Genomic DNA, 14,570 nt, shown 5'->3' with positions numbered 1-14,570 from the left:
CTCCCTCCTTATTCTGAAAAACAGCGGCGCACCGCACAAAGTTCTTTTTCATAGATTGTTTCTTTTAATGTAAGGATTTCGATTGATTTTCCCGTCTTTGGAGAATGAAGCATTTTCCCGCCGCCAACAGAGAGACCGACGTGATGAATCGCTCCTTTTCCTTCCTCATAAGCAAAAAACAGCAGGTCACCAGCCTTCATATCATCAAGCGGGACATCCTTCCCCGCCTTAGCCTGATCTCCCGCATCACGGGGGATGCGGTATCCATTGGCCTTAAATATACTGTACATAAACCCGGAGCAATCAAACCCAAACCCGCTGATCCCTCCCCACAGGTAGGGAAGGCCAAGAAAAAACGCACCCGTTTGAATGATGTCTTCAGCAGTCCCTTTCTGTTGGCTGACAGGCACTGCATCACTTTGCCTCACAAACCTTTCCCCAAAAACGGTCGAAACCTTAAAATATCCGTTTTCTTTTGCAATGAGGTGGAGAACCGTCAAAAAGCTTAATTCGATCTCCTTTTCCCCATTGCTTCTGTACAAAAAGGCAGCAGGTTTGCTGATCATCACATCGTGTTGTGTATGGATGGGCTTTGTTTTTTCCAGCTGGTACTTTTTCATCCAGCCCGGGTATCCGCGCGGATCCTTTCGGGATGGCTGGCTAGGCACGATCACAGAAACCCATTCCCCCTGTTCCGCCGTCACAAGTACCTTTTCGCCAAAGAGAACCTGAGTTTGGATTACATTGTCTGTACATAATCCAAGCCGTTCATCATACGTCATGCGCTCGAGCCAGTCTCTGATCATTACAGTCGGTTGAAGCATGAATTGATCAGACGGACGAGGTGAATCAGGCGCTGTCCAGATGTTGGCCACTGCTGATATGACAGTGTGCATCATTGCTCTTTTTCCCCTTTCAAAAGCGCAGCCCCGATGATTCCGAGGCCCGGTTTGCCAGGCATCGAAATCGTGCTGCCGCGATATGTTATGCCGCCTTTGAATACATCTGTTTTCAGCATCAGCGGCGCGTCAAAATCAAAGCGCGTGATGTTTCTCTTGCTTGCCGCAAAATGCGCCGCGGCCGTAATGCCCAGCTTCGTTTCGATCATGCTGCCGACCATACACTCCACCCCGCAGGCTTCCGCCATGGCATTAATTTTCTCTGCTCCGCTGATGCCGCCCGCTTTCATCAATTTAATATTGATCAAGTCTGCGCTCCGGGTTTGCAGAACTTCGAACGCCTGCCGCGGTGTAAAAACACTTTCATCAGCCATAATCGGCGTATCTGTTGCATCTGTCACCTTTTTAAGCCCAGCGAGATCATCTTTATGGACAGGCTGCTCGACAAGCTCAATGCCTAGACCCGCATCCTCCATTTTCCGAATGGCAGTTACCGCTTCCTTCGGCCTCCACCCCTGATTAGCGTCTAAACGCAGTTTCACAGCTGATCCGACACGTTTTCTGATTTCCTGGATACGGGCGATATCTGTTGCAATATCATCTTTTCCGACCTTTATTTTCAGCGTTTGAAAGCCTTGTTTGAGATAATTCTCGGCATCAGCTGCCATCTCTTCAGGTGAGTTGACACTGACGGTATAATCTGTTTCCAGCGTATCTCGATATCCGCCAAGCATTTGATAAAGCGGCAGCCCGCACATCTGCGCCCAGCCGTCGTATAGCGCCATTTCTACAGCAGCCTTCGCGCTCATATTTCCTGTAAGAAGATGCTGGATGTCGTGCAGAACGGCCTCACAGCCGGACAGGCTTTTTCCAAGCAATGCCGGTTTCAAAACATTGTGAATGGCACTTTCAATGCTATCCATGCTGTCTCCTGTAATCACTAACGTCGGGGGTGCCTCTCCCCATCCGACTGCACCGCTGTCATAAGTAATCCTTACTATGACTGATTCAGCCGTATACACAGTGCGAAGCGCGGTTTTAAATGGCTTTGTCAGCGGAACGGCGATTCGGCTTGTTTCGATTCGAATGATTTTCATGTCTTCAGCGCCCCTTCTGAAACGCCCGCCTCTATTACGACTGTTTTTTCTGCTGTATTCATAGCAGCTTTCGCACCGATCGGAACGGCAATACTTGGCGAGCAGTGGCCGATTTTAAATCCTCTCAGAGCAGGCCTGCCCGCAGAAATAATATAGTCTTCCAGCACCTGCTCAAGCGAGAGAGACTTCTCTCGCTTCACCGGGATACAATTGTGAAAATCACAAACTAGAATTCCGGCCGCGTCCGTCAGCTTCCCCGCCATTTTCAACTGATTCAGCATTCGGTCGATTTGATAAGGCTCCTCGTCAATATCTTCAATAAACAAAAGCTTTCCTCTCGTATCAATTTCAAATGGCGTGCCCAGTGTAGACGTCAGCAAAGACAGATTTCCCCCGACAAGCTCGCCTTCCGCTTTTCCAGGAACAAGCTCGGTCAGCGGAGAAAGCTCTTCTGCATAGGTGAATTCCGTCTCCTGGAAGAGCTGCTTATATGACGCTTTTGTCAGCGGGTGAACGTCGTCAAGGCCAATATCCGTGCTGAGCATCGGGCCATGGAAAGTGACAAGACCTGTGTTTTGATGAATGGCAGTATGTAAAAACGTAATATCGCTGTATCCCCAAAAGATTTTAGGGTGTTTGCGGATCAAGCTGAAATCAATGCCCGCGGCGATACGTCCTGTCCCAAAACCCCCGCATGCGCACAACACTGCTTTTACCTCATCGTCTCTGAACATCTCATGGAGATCCGCCAGCCGCTCATCATCCTGTCCCGCTAAATAGCCGTGCTGGTTTTTCAGTGCCTTGCCCAACTTAACCTGAAGACCGAGCTCTTCTAAAAATAAAAGCGCGGTGTCAAGCTTTTTTGGATCCGGCGGACTTGCAGGCGCGATCACTCCGACTGTATCACCCTTTTTCAGCGCTTTCGGCTTGTAATTCAACGAAAACACTCCTTTCATTTGCTCTGCACCCTACGTATACGTGCAAGAAAGAGAAAAAATACCGCTCCTTCGCATAAAGAAGCAGTATTTCCTCAATCACCTCCATCAGTTTTTATCTGCCCATTTTAAATCGATATAGCCGACAGGGTGACGGACAATTCCCTTCACTTGTTCATTTTGCAGGTGAACCTGATTATAAAAATAAACCGGAATGATCGGCGCTTCATCGATGAGTAGCTTTTCAGCTTGATGCATAAGAGAGAACCGTGTTTTTTCATCGGCTTCATTTTTTGCCTTTTTGATCAGCTGATCGTATTCTTTATTGGCCCAGCCTGTGCGGTTCATCGAATTTCCCGCTTGGAAGGCTTCCAGAAAACTGATAGGGTCCGCATAATCAGGCAAAAATGAGCTTTGAGAGAATTGGAATTTCAGCGCTTTTTGATCCTCTAAAAATACGTTCCATTCCATATTGGCCAGCTTCACATCGACTCCAAGGCTATTTTTCAATTTTTGCTGAATAGCTTCGGCAATCTTTTTATGCTCCGGCTTTGTGCTGTAAGTAAGCGTGATCGCAGGAAGCTTATTATAGTTTTCTTCCTTCATGCCCTTTTCGAGCAGCTGCTTCGCTTTGCTTTCGTTAGGCTTGATCAGGTCTCCGCCTGCTTCACGGAAATCTTTGCCGTCAGGCTGTGTAAATCCAGGCGATACAAAGGCGCGCGCCGGTTTTTCATTATTTTTCGTGACGTACTTTACAATTTCCTCTTGATCCACAGCCATCGCAAAGGCTTTTCTGATGTTTTCATTTTGAAACGGCTTCATGGTGACATTAAATCGATAGAAATAGAGACCCGCCTGGTCAACAATATTGACGTTATCCTGATCAAGCAGCTGATCACTCAGCTCAGCAGGGACATAAGCGGTATCAAGTTCCCCTGATTGAAACATCTGGTAATCTGTATTTCTGTCACTGACCATCGCCCATTTCACCTTATCAAGCTTCACTGTATCTTTATCCCAATACGTGTCGCTTTTCTCCATTGTGATGCTGTCATCATGCTTCCATTCCGTCAGCTTAAACGGGCCGTTTCCGACAAATGTATCTGCCTCAGCAAACCACTTTGGATTGTCTTTATCGACCTTTTCATTTACCGGAAAATACGCGGGATTGGACACAACGCTCAGGAAATATTTTTGCGGTGCTTCCAGTGTAACTTCAAGGGTTCGATCATCCTTTGCCGTCACCTTCACATCGTCTTTTTTCCCTTTCCCGCTGTTATATGCTTCGCCGCCTTCAATAAAATAACCTAGGAATGCCGATGAAGCGCCTTTTTTCGGATCAAGCATCCGCTTCCACGCGTATTCGAAGTCTCCGGCTGTTACAGGATCTCCGTTTGTCCATTTCGCATTTTCCCGAATCGTAAATGTGTAAGTTTTATTATCTTTCGAAATAGACCATTTCTCCGCCATTGCCGGCTCGGGCTCATGATCTTTGCCAAGACGCGTCAGCCCCTCCATGATGTTATTTAACGGCTGCCATGACACATTATTAAAGCCGATCGGCGGATCGAATGAAGTCGGTTCATTTTCATTATTTACATACAGCACCTTTTCTCCGCTGGTTTTTGCCTTATCATGACTGCCTTCTTTTCCGGCCTGTTCATTAGCTGTGCACCCCATCAGCGCAAACGAAAGTCCTAATGCAAGACCCATGCCCCATAGCTTTTTCACTCGTTTCATCCTCTTCCCCCTTTTCATGTTCAATCCTTCGCATCTCCTGACAGCACCGCATGCTCTGCTCGTTGATCCTGCAGCCAGCAGTTGACGGTGTGCGAGTCAGATCTGATCGTCTGGCCCGGGTACACCCTGTCACACACAACCATCCTGTTCGGACACCGAGCGGCAAACGGGCAGCCCGGCGGAGGCGAAAATAAATCCGGCGGCGTTCCGTCAATCGGGGTCAGCTCAGCGCCATCTAAATCCAGCCGCGGGACAGAGCCCAGCAGGCCTTTTGTATATGGGTGCTGCGGCTGATAAAAAATATCTTTTCTTGTGCCGATTTCCGCCATTTTCCCGGCATACATGACTGCGACTCTGTCAGCTACCTGGGCAACAACCCCTAAATCGTGCGTAATCAGAATGACAGACACATTCGTTTTTCTCTGAATCTCTTTAAACAGCTCTAAAATCTGTGCCTGAATGGTTACATCCAGGGCGGTGGTCGGTTCATCCGCAATTAAGATATCAGGCTCGCAAATCAGCGCCATCGCAATGACAATCCGCTGTCTCATACCGCCGCTGAATTGGTGGGGATATTGCTTTAGGCGCTCTTCGGGATCTGGAATACCAACCAATGACAGCATGGAAAGCACCTCTTTCCGTGCCGCTTTTTTGCTCATTTTTTTGTGGCGCAATAGCGCTTCCCCCAGCTGGTCGCCGACAGTCAGCGTAGGGTTTAACGCCGTCATCGGGTCTTGAAAAATCATAGAAATGTCGGCTCCCCTTATACCTCTCATTTCTTTGTCAGAGAGACGGCAAAGGTCTTTGTTTTTAAATAGAATGCTGCCGTCTGTCACCTTCGCCGAATAAGGCGGAAGCAGGCCCATGATGCTTTGGGAGGTAACGCTTTTGCCGCAGCCGGATTCGCCGACGATCGCAAAGGTTTCTCCTTTATACAAATCAAAGCTCACCCCTCTGACCGCCTGAACCGTCCCGCCGTAAGTCGTAAAAGACACGTGCAGATTTTGGACTGACAGAACTTTTTTCATACAGCTACCTCCTCAGCTTAGGGTCAAGCGCATCCTGCAATCCGTCCCCCAGCACATTAAACGCGTACATCGTCAGAGATATGAAAAAGGCCGGAAAAAACAGGCGCCACCAATGCCCAGATAAAATCGTAGGCAGGCCGTCATTCGCCATCACGCCCCAACTTGCAAACGGAGCCTGTATGCCGAGGCCGAGAAAGCTTAAAAATGATTCTGCGAATATGGCGGCAGGTACGGTTAATGTCATTTGTACGATGATCGCTCCCATAGTATTCGGCAGCAAATTCTTCCGGATGATGCGAAAGGTTTTCGCGCCAAAGGTTTTCGAGGCGAGTACATATTCATAATTTTTAATCTGAAGCACCTGGCCTCTTACAATTCTCGCCATGCCGACCCACCCGGTCACAGTAAGCGCCACAATAATAGTGCCCAGTCCCGGCCCCATGAGCACCATCAGCAAAATGACAACAAGCAGGTACGGCAGCCCGTACAGCACTTCGATAATCCGCATCATAATGCTGTCAATCCTGCCGCCTTTATAGCCGGCAACGCCTCCGTAAATGACACCGATCAAAAAATCAATCAGTGCTGCCATCACGCCGACAAACAACGAGATTCTCGCGCCATACCATGTTCGGGTAAACACATCCCGGCCGAGTTCATCGGTGCCGAACCAATGATCGGCTGAGGGCGGAAGATTTTGTTCTGTCAGCGATTGGCGTACGACACTATGGGGCGATAAAAAGGGCCCGATAACTGCCATGACAAAAAGAAATAAAAGAATAAAGAGTCCGGCCATCGCTAATTTATTTTTTTTCAGCCTCCTCCAGGCATCCTGCGTGTATGACAAACTCGGCCGCTTGACCGAATCGGCTTCCCGATTTTTTTCCTGATTCGAGACAAACCACTCATCAGGCACCTGATTGTGCTGTTCTGGCTGGCGTTCATCCGTTTGTACAGGGAGATTCACACGCTTCACCCTTTCTTATGCAGTTTAATGCGCGGGTCTAAGAGACCGTAGGCCAAATCGACCAAAAACAGCATGATAATCAGAATGACGCTGTAAAAAACGGTCGTTCCCATAATCACGGGGTAGTCCCGCTGATTAATGCTTTCAACAAAATATTTTCCCATTCCCGGAATGGCAAAGATTTTTTCAATGACAAAGCTTCCTGTTAAGATGCTGGCGACGAGTGTGCCCAGGACGGTAATGACGGGCATGAGTGCATTTCTGAGTGCGTGTTTTACGATAATTTTGAACGGAGAAAGCCCTTTTGCTTTTGCTGTGCGGATATAATCCTGTGTCAGAACTTCGACCATGCTCGACCGTGTCAGCCTGGCAATGATCGCCATTGGCCCTACAGCAAGCGCTGCGGTCGGAAGCACCATATGAATCGGACTCGTCCATGTCGCAGCGGGAAATAGTTTGAGATTGACAGCAAATTGCTGAATGAGCAATGTTGCCAGAATAAAATTCGGGATGGAGATGCCGAGTACTGCAAGACTCATCGCGGCGTAGTCCAAAAACCCATTGCGGCGGAGTGCAGCGATTACGCCCAGCACCAGCCCAGAAATCACAGCAATGACAATCGCTGTCATCCCAAGCTCAAAGGAAACGGGAAATCCGCGTTCCAGCATATCATTTACGCTGTCCGACGGTTTTTTAATTGAAGGTCCGAAATCGAATGTAATGATGGATTTTAAGTAGAAAATGTATTGGAAAATGAGAGGATCGTCTAAGTGATAGTAGGCTTCGAGATTTTTTTGAACGGCTTCATTTGTGCCTCTCTCCTCGTTAAAAGGAGATCCGGGAATGACCTTCATGAGAACAAAAGTCAGGGTGGTAATCACCAAAATCGTAGCTGCCATTGCCCAAAAACGCTTTATCATGTATCGCGCCAAAGCCTAAAACACCCCTTTAGCAGAATGATGTCCGCATCGCAAGCTCAGTCATGACAAGCATCGCCTGATAGGCTTCAAGCATGTCCTTCGCCTGAAATTGAACGGTTGTAGTTCCCGTCTTGATTTCCGTTCCCGGCATCAGATTCGCCCATTCTGCTTGGCCATAATTGGCGAATTCAATGCTCAGAACTGGCCTGTCAGGCGGTGTGAGCGGCTTGACTTTGTCCTTGTTTTGCAGGGCAAATGCGGTTTTTTCTGTCAACAGCCGTCCGGCTTTCGCAGGCGACAAGCACTTCACTGCGGATCTTGAAATGGTTTGTTTGACTGCGGCTGTCGTCACGTTCGGGATAAGCTCTTCTGCTTCCTTCGCCGCCCGGTCATCCCCGGCTACCATTAATACCGGGACATCATAATAACCGGCAACGTATGCATTTAATCCAAGCTCACCGACAGGCCGATCGTTTATGTAAAAATGACGGACGCCGAAAATCATGCTGTGTGACATGACACCAGGAGTCGAGGCTCTCGCATGATAACCGAGAAACAAAGCGCCTGTAAACGTATCATCCAGTCCCTCCACCATTGAAAATGGTTTGACGTCACCAGAAATCAAGTCTGCTTCAGGGTGAAGCTTTTCAACCATCAGATTATTCATCTTCGAATGACTGTCATTGACCAGCACCTCGGTACACCCGCTGTTAAACGCTTCAGCAATACAGTAGTTTGCTTCTTCAGTCATGATAAGCCGTCCGCGTTCATAATTCCGCTTGCCGGAATCCACAAAGGTATCGTCCGGAAGACCCGAAATACCTTCCATATCTACTGACATGTACAATTTCATAACGCTCCTCCTTTTTTACTAAATTATGAATATTCTAACAGATTATATTAAAAAAAGAGGAAAAATGCAATATAACTGGGAAAAATCTCAATCATTCAGTGATAAAAAAAGAATCCTCTTTCAAGGATTCATGTCTGTTTACCAACCTGTTCTGTAAGCAGTTCATATTTTTTCAGGGTTCTTTCAAACACCTCATCAAAAACGTCCGGCACAGAGGCGCGTATCACCTCAGCTCCCTCTCCCGTTATTCCGCCTTTGGTTGCGACACGTTCCAGCGTCTCCTCGAAAGACATATTTTTTTCGATCAGCACCTTGCCAGTTCCGTATAGCGAATGAATCAGAAAATCAAAGGCTTCTTCTTTGGACAGGCTGCTGTTTCTGACGGCAGACAGTGCCAGCTCTTCAAAGATTGCAGCTATGAATCCCGGTGCCGAGCTCGTTAAATTGCTGGCCGCATCAACATTCGATTCTTTAATTTCTCGAACACGGCTGAAAACCGATAACAATTCATTCAGATGCTCTTTCTTCTCCGCAGCCAGTGCTTCACTGTGAACGACAAGTGAGATGCCAGCTTCTGCTTCGGACGTAATGGCAGGAATAACACGTGATACACCGGCTTCTGTTTCTGCCTCCAAAAGACGCAGCGGCACACCGGCAGCTATGGATACGATGTGAGTATTTCTGTTCACATATGGGTGCAGACGGCGCATTGTTTCGATGACATGGAGCGGCGGGACGCATATCAAAATCAATTGGCACGTATTTGCCCAATTCTCCAACGGATCAGCCGATACGTTTGGATAATCTGACATGAGTGCCCGCAGCCGCTCCCCCTTCGTTCTCGTCTCAATAAATAGCTCATTCTCTTTTATTTGTTCATGTTTCAACAGCTGTCTGGCGATCATATCCGCCATGCTGCCATATCCAATCAATCCAATCTGTTCCATCGACTCAGTCCTTTCATATACAATATGAAGTGTACCGTTTTCCGCACTTTTTCACAATTTCCCATAATCTTTTCATTTTTATCCCACAGTTTTTGTTTATGATAAACTCAAGTCATAAACCTATCAATATAAATAGACATGTGAAAATAGAGAAACGGAGTGAACATGATGGATAACTATCGTGATGAAAACAGAACGAAAGGTAATGAGAATGAGGTCTTTTTAACGAAAGAGAACAATCAGAGCGCCTCCTACTCGGCCCGCAATGTCATTCATGATCAGGAGAAGAAAAAACGAGGATTCGGATGGTTCAGACCGTTGCTTGGCGGAGTGATCGGCGGCAGTCTCGCCCTTGGCATTTACACGTTTACACCGCTTGGCGACCATGATTCTCAGGACACTGCAAAACAATCATCCAGCCAGCAGCAAACGCAATCTGTTACAGCAACAAGCACCTCCTCTGAATCTAAAAAAAGCTCATCAAGCTCAAGCAGCTCATCTGCATTCAAGAGCGAGGACTCTTCTAAAATCTCAGATATGGTAGAAGACCTTTCACCAGCGATTGTCGGTATTACAAATCTTCAGGCACAATCAAACAGCTCTTTGTTCGGCTCTAGTTCTTCTGATTCCAGCGAAGATACAGAAAGCGGTTCAGGGTCAGGTGTCATTTTCAAAAAAGAGAATGGCAAGGCTTATATCATTACAAATAACCACGTCGTAGAAGGGGCATCATCACTGAAGGTATCTTTATATGACGGCACTGAGGTTACTGCAAAGCTGGTAGGCAGTGACTCGTTAACTGATTTAGCCGTCCTCCAAATCAGTGATGACCACGTCACAAAAGTGGCAAACTTCGGTGATTCATCTGATCTCAGAACAGGCGAGACCGTTATTGCGATTGGGGATCCGCTTGGAAAAGATCTGTCCCGCACAGTAACACAAGGAATTGTAAGCGGCGTGGACAGAACGGTTTCAATGTCTACATCAGCCGGCGAAACGAGCATTAACGTCATTCAGACAGACGCAGCAATTAATCCAGGTAACAGCGGCGGTCCTTTGTTAAATACAGACGGCAAAATTGTCGGCATTAACAGTATGAAAATCAGTGAGGATGATGTTGAGGGTATCGGATTCGCCATTCCAAGCAATGACGTAAAACCGATTGCTGAAGAATTGCTGTCTAAAGGACAAATTGAACGTCCATATATCGGTGTCAGCATGCTTGATCTAGAGCAAGTGCCGCAAAATTACCAAGAAGGCACACTCGGCCTGTTCGGCAGCCAGCTGAATAAAGGTGTTTACATCCGTGAGGTCGCTTCAGGCTCTCCTGCTGAAAAGGCCGGATTAAAAGCGGAGGATATTATCATCGGCCTAAAAGGTAAAGAAATTGATACAGGCAGTGAATTGCGCAATATCTTATATAAAGACGCAAAGATCGGTGATACCGTTGAAGTGAAAATTCTCCGAAACGGCAAAGAAATGACGAAAAAAATTAAACTGGATCAAAAAGAAGAGAAAACTTCGTAAGACATAATGCCTCAGGCCGTAAAAGCGGTCTGAGGCTTTTTATTAGATAAAAGACCTAATTGTTCTATGAAACTTTCTGACGAGATATCCGTATATCATACAGATTGACATCATTCACATCAGATGCTAGAAACATCGTTTGCTAGGAGGCATGAACATGCAAACCGTGGGGACTGGGTATGATCTGCGCAGGATTGGCTTTTCTTTTGCTGAGCTTTCTTCTCTCTGAATCGACGTTGACGTGGGGAATTGTATTGGGTACCAGTATTCTATTAAACATAACTGGTACGGCTCTAATCATGCGTTTCTTAAAAGCCCTCCAATATAACAGCTGACATGCAGCAAAGCCGAGGACGAAATCTTTAAGTTTTTCTGTTTTTATTTCAGCATGACTGAACCGCAGTACAAGCTCACAATCTCTTCTTTACCCAATTTCCATATATCTATCAGCATCTTTTGCTTTAGATCGTGCTCAGAGCATAAAAACCCCCTGTCCATTACGGACAGGGGGTTTGAGGTTATGACATATGCTGGTCTCTATAGAGTCTTTTATTTTCAATTCCATACGATTTTTGGACGATGTAAAGCGGCCTGTCTTTGGCTTCATCGTAGATTCTGCCGATATATTCGCCGATCACGCCCAAAATCAGAAGGACAATGCCGCTGAACAGGAGCTGGATCACAATAAGTGATGACCAGCCGGTAATCGTGCTGTCTGTGAATAGCTTCAGATACAGCACGATAAACATATACAGAAATCCAGCACCTGACATTAAAATCCCCGCATAGCTTGCCAGCTTCAGCGGTTTATGTGAAAATGTCGTGATGCCGTCCATTGACAGCTTCAGCATTTTCTTGAGCGGGTACTTTGTTTCTCCGGCAAGCCTTTCATCACGTACATACTCGACCGCTGTCTGTTTAAAGCCCACCCAGCTGACTAGCCCTCTGACAAATGGATTTTTTTCTTTTAATCTCTTCATTTCATCACAGACTTTTCTGTCCATGAGACGAAAATCCCCCGTATCAATCGGGATATCAATATCTGTCATACCGCTGAGAAGCCGGTAAAACATAGCCGCGGTTTGTTTTTTGAAAAAGGTTTCCCCTTTTCGTTTAGTCCGCACGGCGTACACGACCTCATAGCCTTCCTTCCACTTTTCAATCATATCTAAAATCAGTTCAGGAGGGTCCTGCAAATCGGCGTCAATGACGACGATTGCATTCCCCTGTGCATAATCCATACCCGCCGTAATGGCGATCTGGTGTCCAAAATTCCTTGAAAAATCAATAATTTTCACTCTCGGATCGATCAGGCTGTGCTCTCTTAAAATCTCAATACTGCGGTCTTTGCTGCCATCGTTGACAAAAAGCAGCTCGTAGTTTTCCTTCGTTTGATCCATGACCTCTTTTAAGCGCTGATAGGTTTCATGAATGACAAGCTCTTCGTTATACACAGGTACAACAATTGAATATTGAATATGTCTGCTCATGTTTTTGCCTCCTATTCATCAGCATGTAGTTCGTATAATGTTGCTGACTGATTCATTCCGCCAGGTCCGCCCATTTTGCCGTTTTCACCTGAAGCCTTGCTGCTTGATGTATCAGTCGAATCAGTATTTCCTGTTTTTTGATCAGAACTTGATTGCCATTTTTCTGATGCTACTTCTTTTCCATTTTTCTCAACCCATTCAACAATGTCATTGTTTCCGCCTCTTCCCATTCCAGAAGCCAAGAAGTATTTCACTTTTCCTTCTTTTACAAGTTTTTTGAATTGAGTCAGTGTGATTGCCGGGTCAGAACCGCTGTATCCGCCAATAGCCATGACAGCTTTTTTCGTTTTAATGATATATGGTGCCGCTGTGTTCGAATCGGTTGTGGCGAATAGGTATTCAGCTCCGGAGTTATTCTCCTCTAGATATTTGATCAGTTTTTCATTTACAGTCGCATCAGACATTCCCATGCCTTTTCCGCTCATTGATGCGAGCTGAGGGCCTGTTTCAGGCAGTGAGCTGTTGCCTCCGTACAGAAGTGGCGTACTTGCCCAATAAATCGGCATCACCAGCAATGCGAGGAGAGCTGCAAGTGAAACATAATAACTGAACGGTTTTTGGCGCTGTTTAAACAGCAGCAAAGCAATCGCTGACAACGCGCCGATAACACCTACCCCGATACTCCATCCAACACCGATTTGATCGTTGTAGTTTCTGAGAATAAACAATTCAAATCCAGTTGTCGCAATAATTGCTCCCGGCAGAAGCCATGCTTTCCAGCCTGTCTGATTGCGGTACAGATGAACAAGAGCAACCCACCCCGCACCGACAAGAGCCGCAATCGGCGGTGCCAGCATGATGAGATAATAATGATGGAAAAATTCTGCGACACTGAAGAATCCGGCAATCGGTACAAGCCACGCAACCCAGAACACCGTTTCCTTCTGCTCTATAGATAATCTTCTTCTTTCTCTCGCGCCTGCGATCAGTAAGCCTGCGATTCCAAATATCGCAAATGGCAGAAGCCAGCTGATTTGATCAGATAACTCTGTTTGGAAAAGCCGCAGTGGACCAGGTGTTCCCGTTCCAAACATCCCTGAACCTGATTGCATTTTCGAACCGGTTCCTGTACCGCCTTTCCCTCCGTCTCCGCCAGGTCCGCCTTGGCCGCCATCTCCGCCGCTTGGAGGGCCTCCTTGACCGCCGCTTGGCATTTGGCCATTGGATGGAGGCGCCGCCATATTGCCATTTGAAGATTTGTCATCATTTGATGAGCTGCTGCTTGATGACTGATTAGGCGGTGCTTGAGTGTTATCAGAAGAAGACATTTCTTTTGAAGCGTCTTTGTTTGGCGCACCCTGGCCGCCGCCTGAATTTTGGCCTGTCAGCCGCTGGATTCCGTTATAGCCGAAAGCCAATTCCAAAACAGAGTTGGTTTGGCTGCTTCCGATATAAGGCCGCTTGCTTGCAGGGATATTGTCGACAATGAGCGGCCACGATAACGAAACGGCTGCTAATACGGCTAACGCACTTACCAATGAAACGATTTTTTTCTTGATTGTGGCGTTTGCCGCAATCAGATAGAACAATAAGAAAGCCGGTAAAATCATGTAAGCCTGCAGCATTTTTGTATTGAAACCTACTCCAACAACGAAAAATGCTGCTAACAGCCAGATCAGCTTTCCTTTTCTGATCGCTTTAAAGAGAAGCCATGTAGCAAGCAATAAGAAAAATACCAGTAATGCATCAACATTGTTTGTACGTGCTACAGCTACAGCAATCGGTGTACATGCCATGATGAAAGAGGCAATTCTTGCTGCTGTCTTACCGAATGTCGGTTTTATTAACAGATACATTAAAAGGACAGAACCTACACCAGCAAGTGCCTGAGGCAGGATGACGCTCCAGCCGTGCATACCGAATATAAGTGCGCTGATGGTTTGTATCTGGAACGTAATGGGCGGTTTATCAACCGTTATAAACCCCGCCGCGTCGAATGAGGCATAGAAAAAATTATGAAAGCTTTGCATCATACTTGTGACTGCAGCGGTGTAATAAGGATTCACCGTATCATCATTCCAGATGTTATAGATATTTAAGAATGCAGATGCGAGCAAAATGAGGATGAGGAAAATATCCAGCTCGCGTTTTTTCTTTTCCACTTATT

The 14,570-nt window shown here is 46.6% G+C and carries 12 protein-coding genes; 1 reads left to right on the top strand and 11 read right to left on the bottom strand.

Going from position 1 to position 14,570, the window contains the following annotated elements; genetic code table 11:
* Nucleotides 1-8 precede the first annotated feature (8 nt).
* From eepC to proG, 9 genes are all read right to left on the bottom strand, one after another.
* A complete protein-coding gene (eepC, locus tag NX903_RS06450) occupies nucleotides 9-899 on the bottom strand; it encodes a gamma-D-glutamyl-L-lysine dipeptidyl-peptidase (protein ID WP_086343746.1) in 891 nt (296 codons plus the stop codon).
* Nucleotides 896-1,996 (bottom strand): L-Ala-D/L-Glu epimerase, encoded by a 1,101-nt coding sequence (gene ykfB, locus NX903_RS06445; protein WP_086343745.1) that lies wholly within the window; start codon nucleotides 1,994-1,996, stop codon nucleotides 896-898. The genes eepC and ykfB overlap by 4 nt, the downstream gene beginning before the upstream one ends.
* Nucleotides 1,993-2,952 (bottom strand): S66 peptidase family protein, encoded by a 960-nt coding sequence (locus tag NX903_RS06440; RefSeq protein ID WP_086343744.1) that lies wholly within the window; start codon nucleotides 2,950-2,952, stop codon nucleotides 1,993-1,995. The genes ykfB and NX903_RS06440 overlap by 4 nt, the downstream gene beginning before the upstream one ends.
* 87 nt (nucleotides 2,953-3,039) lie before the next feature.
* Complete coding sequence (gene dppE / locus NX903_RS06435; RefSeq protein WP_086344589.1) at nucleotides 3,040-4,689, bottom strand: dipeptide ABC transporter substrate-binding protein DppE; 1,650 nt, start codon at nucleotides 4,687-4,689, stop codon at nucleotides 3,040-3,042.
* A gap of 2 nt (nucleotides 4,690-4,691) precedes the next feature.
* A complete protein-coding gene (gene dppD, locus NX903_RS06430) occupies nucleotides 4,692-5,699 on the bottom strand; it encodes a dipeptide ABC transporter ATP-binding subunit DppD (protein WP_086343743.1) in 1,008 nt (335 codons plus the stop codon).
* 4 nt (nucleotides 5,700-5,703) lie between these two features.
* The gene (gene dppC / locus NX903_RS06425; RefSeq protein WP_014476568.1) at nucleotides 5,704-6,666 is read right to left on the bottom strand and encodes a dipeptide ABC transporter permease DppC; all 963 of its coding nucleotides are present in this window, start codon (nucleotides 6,664-6,666) and stop codon (nucleotides 5,704-5,706) included.
* A 5-nt stretch (nucleotides 6,667-6,671) separates the two neighbouring features.
* Nucleotides 6,672-7,598, bottom strand: a complete 927-nt coding sequence (dppB, locus tag NX903_RS06420; protein ID WP_003245446.1) for a dipeptide ABC transporter permease DppB — start codon at nucleotides 7,596-7,598, stop codon at nucleotides 6,672-6,674.
* 16 nt (nucleotides 7,599-7,614) lie between these two features.
* Nucleotides 7,615-8,439 (bottom strand): D-aminopeptidase DppA, encoded by an 825-nt coding sequence (dppA, locus tag NX903_RS06415; protein WP_014479576.1) that lies wholly within the window; start codon nucleotides 8,437-8,439, stop codon nucleotides 7,615-7,617.
* A 128-nt stretch (nucleotides 8,440-8,567) separates the two neighbouring features.
* Complete coding sequence (gene proG / locus NX903_RS06410; RefSeq protein ID WP_086343742.1) at nucleotides 8,568-9,386, bottom strand: pyrroline-5-carboxylate reductase ProG; 819 nt, start codon at nucleotides 9,384-9,386, stop codon at nucleotides 8,568-8,570.
* A gap of 168 nt (nucleotides 9,387-9,554) precedes the next feature.
* Here proG and htrA point away from each other — a divergent pair, with 168 nt between their 5' ends.
* Nucleotides 9,555-10,913 (top strand): serine protease HtrA, encoded by a 1,359-nt coding sequence (htrA, locus tag NX903_RS06405; RefSeq protein WP_017695113.1) that lies wholly within the window; start codon nucleotides 9,555-9,557, stop codon nucleotides 10,911-10,913.
* A gap of 518 nt (nucleotides 10,914-11,431) precedes the next feature.
* Here the strand turns inward: htrA and NX903_RS06400 are convergent.
* Together NX903_RS06400 and NX903_RS06395 are read right to left on the bottom strand one after the other, a co-directional pair.
* Nucleotides 11,432-12,403 carry a glycosyltransferase family 2 protein gene (locus NX903_RS06400; protein ID WP_015715747.1) on the bottom strand — a complete coding sequence of 324 codons (972 nt, stop codon included), beginning with the start codon at nucleotides 12,401-12,403 and terminating at the stop codon, nucleotides 11,432-11,434.
* A gap of 11 nt (nucleotides 12,404-12,414) precedes the next feature.
* Nucleotides 12,415-14,565: a glycosyltransferase family 39 protein gene (locus tag NX903_RS06395; protein ID WP_086343740.1), complete on the bottom strand. Its 2,151-nt coding sequence runs from the start codon at nucleotides 14,563-14,565 to the stop codon at nucleotides 12,415-12,417.
* Nucleotides 14,566-14,570 lie beyond the last annotated feature (5 nt).

It is taken from the genome of Bacillus sp. FSL R5-0576 (genome assembly GCF_038004765.1).
Lineage (GTDB): Bacteria > Bacillota > Bacilli > Bacillales > Bacillaceae > Bacillus > Bacillus subtilis.
This window is presented reverse-complemented; position numbering and strand designations above follow the sequence as displayed.

What these genes read in the sequence shown, in the direction of transcription:
- NX903_RS06440 (WP_086343744.1), bottom strand. Translation starts at nt 2,952, where the DNA reads ATGAAAGGAGTGTTTTCGTTGAATTACAAGCCGAAAGCGCTGAAAAAG.
- proG (WP_086343742.1), bottom strand. Translation starts at nt 9,386, where the DNA reads ATGGAACAGATTGGATTGATTGGATATGGCAGCATGGCGGATATGATC.
- NX903_RS06400 (WP_015715747.1), bottom strand. Translation starts at nt 12,403, where the DNA reads ATGAGCAGACATATTCAATATTCAATTGTTGTACCTGTGTATAACGAA.
- dppA (WP_014479576.1), bottom strand. Translation starts at nt 8,439, where the DNA reads ATGAAATTGTACATGTCAGTAGATATGGAAGGTATTTCGGGTCTTCCG.
- ykfB (WP_086343745.1), bottom strand. Translation starts at nt 1,996, where the DNA reads ATGAAAATCATTCGAATCGAAACAAGCCGAATCGCCGTTCCGCTGACA.
- htrA (WP_017695113.1), top strand. Translation starts at nt 9,555, where the DNA reads ATGGATAACTATCGTGATGAAAACAGAACGAAAGGTAATGAGAATGAG.
- dppD (WP_086343743.1), bottom strand. Translation starts at nt 5,699, where the DNA reads ATGAAAAAAGTTCTGTCAGTCCAAAATCTGCACGTGTCTTTTACGACT.
- dppE (WP_086344589.1), bottom strand. Translation starts at nt 4,689, where the DNA reads ATGAAAAGGGGGAAGAGGATGAAACGAGTGAAAAAGCTATGGGGCATG.
- eepC (WP_086343746.1), bottom strand. Translation starts at nt 899, where the DNA reads ATGATGCACACTGTCATATCAGCAGTGGCCAACATCTGGACAGCGCCT.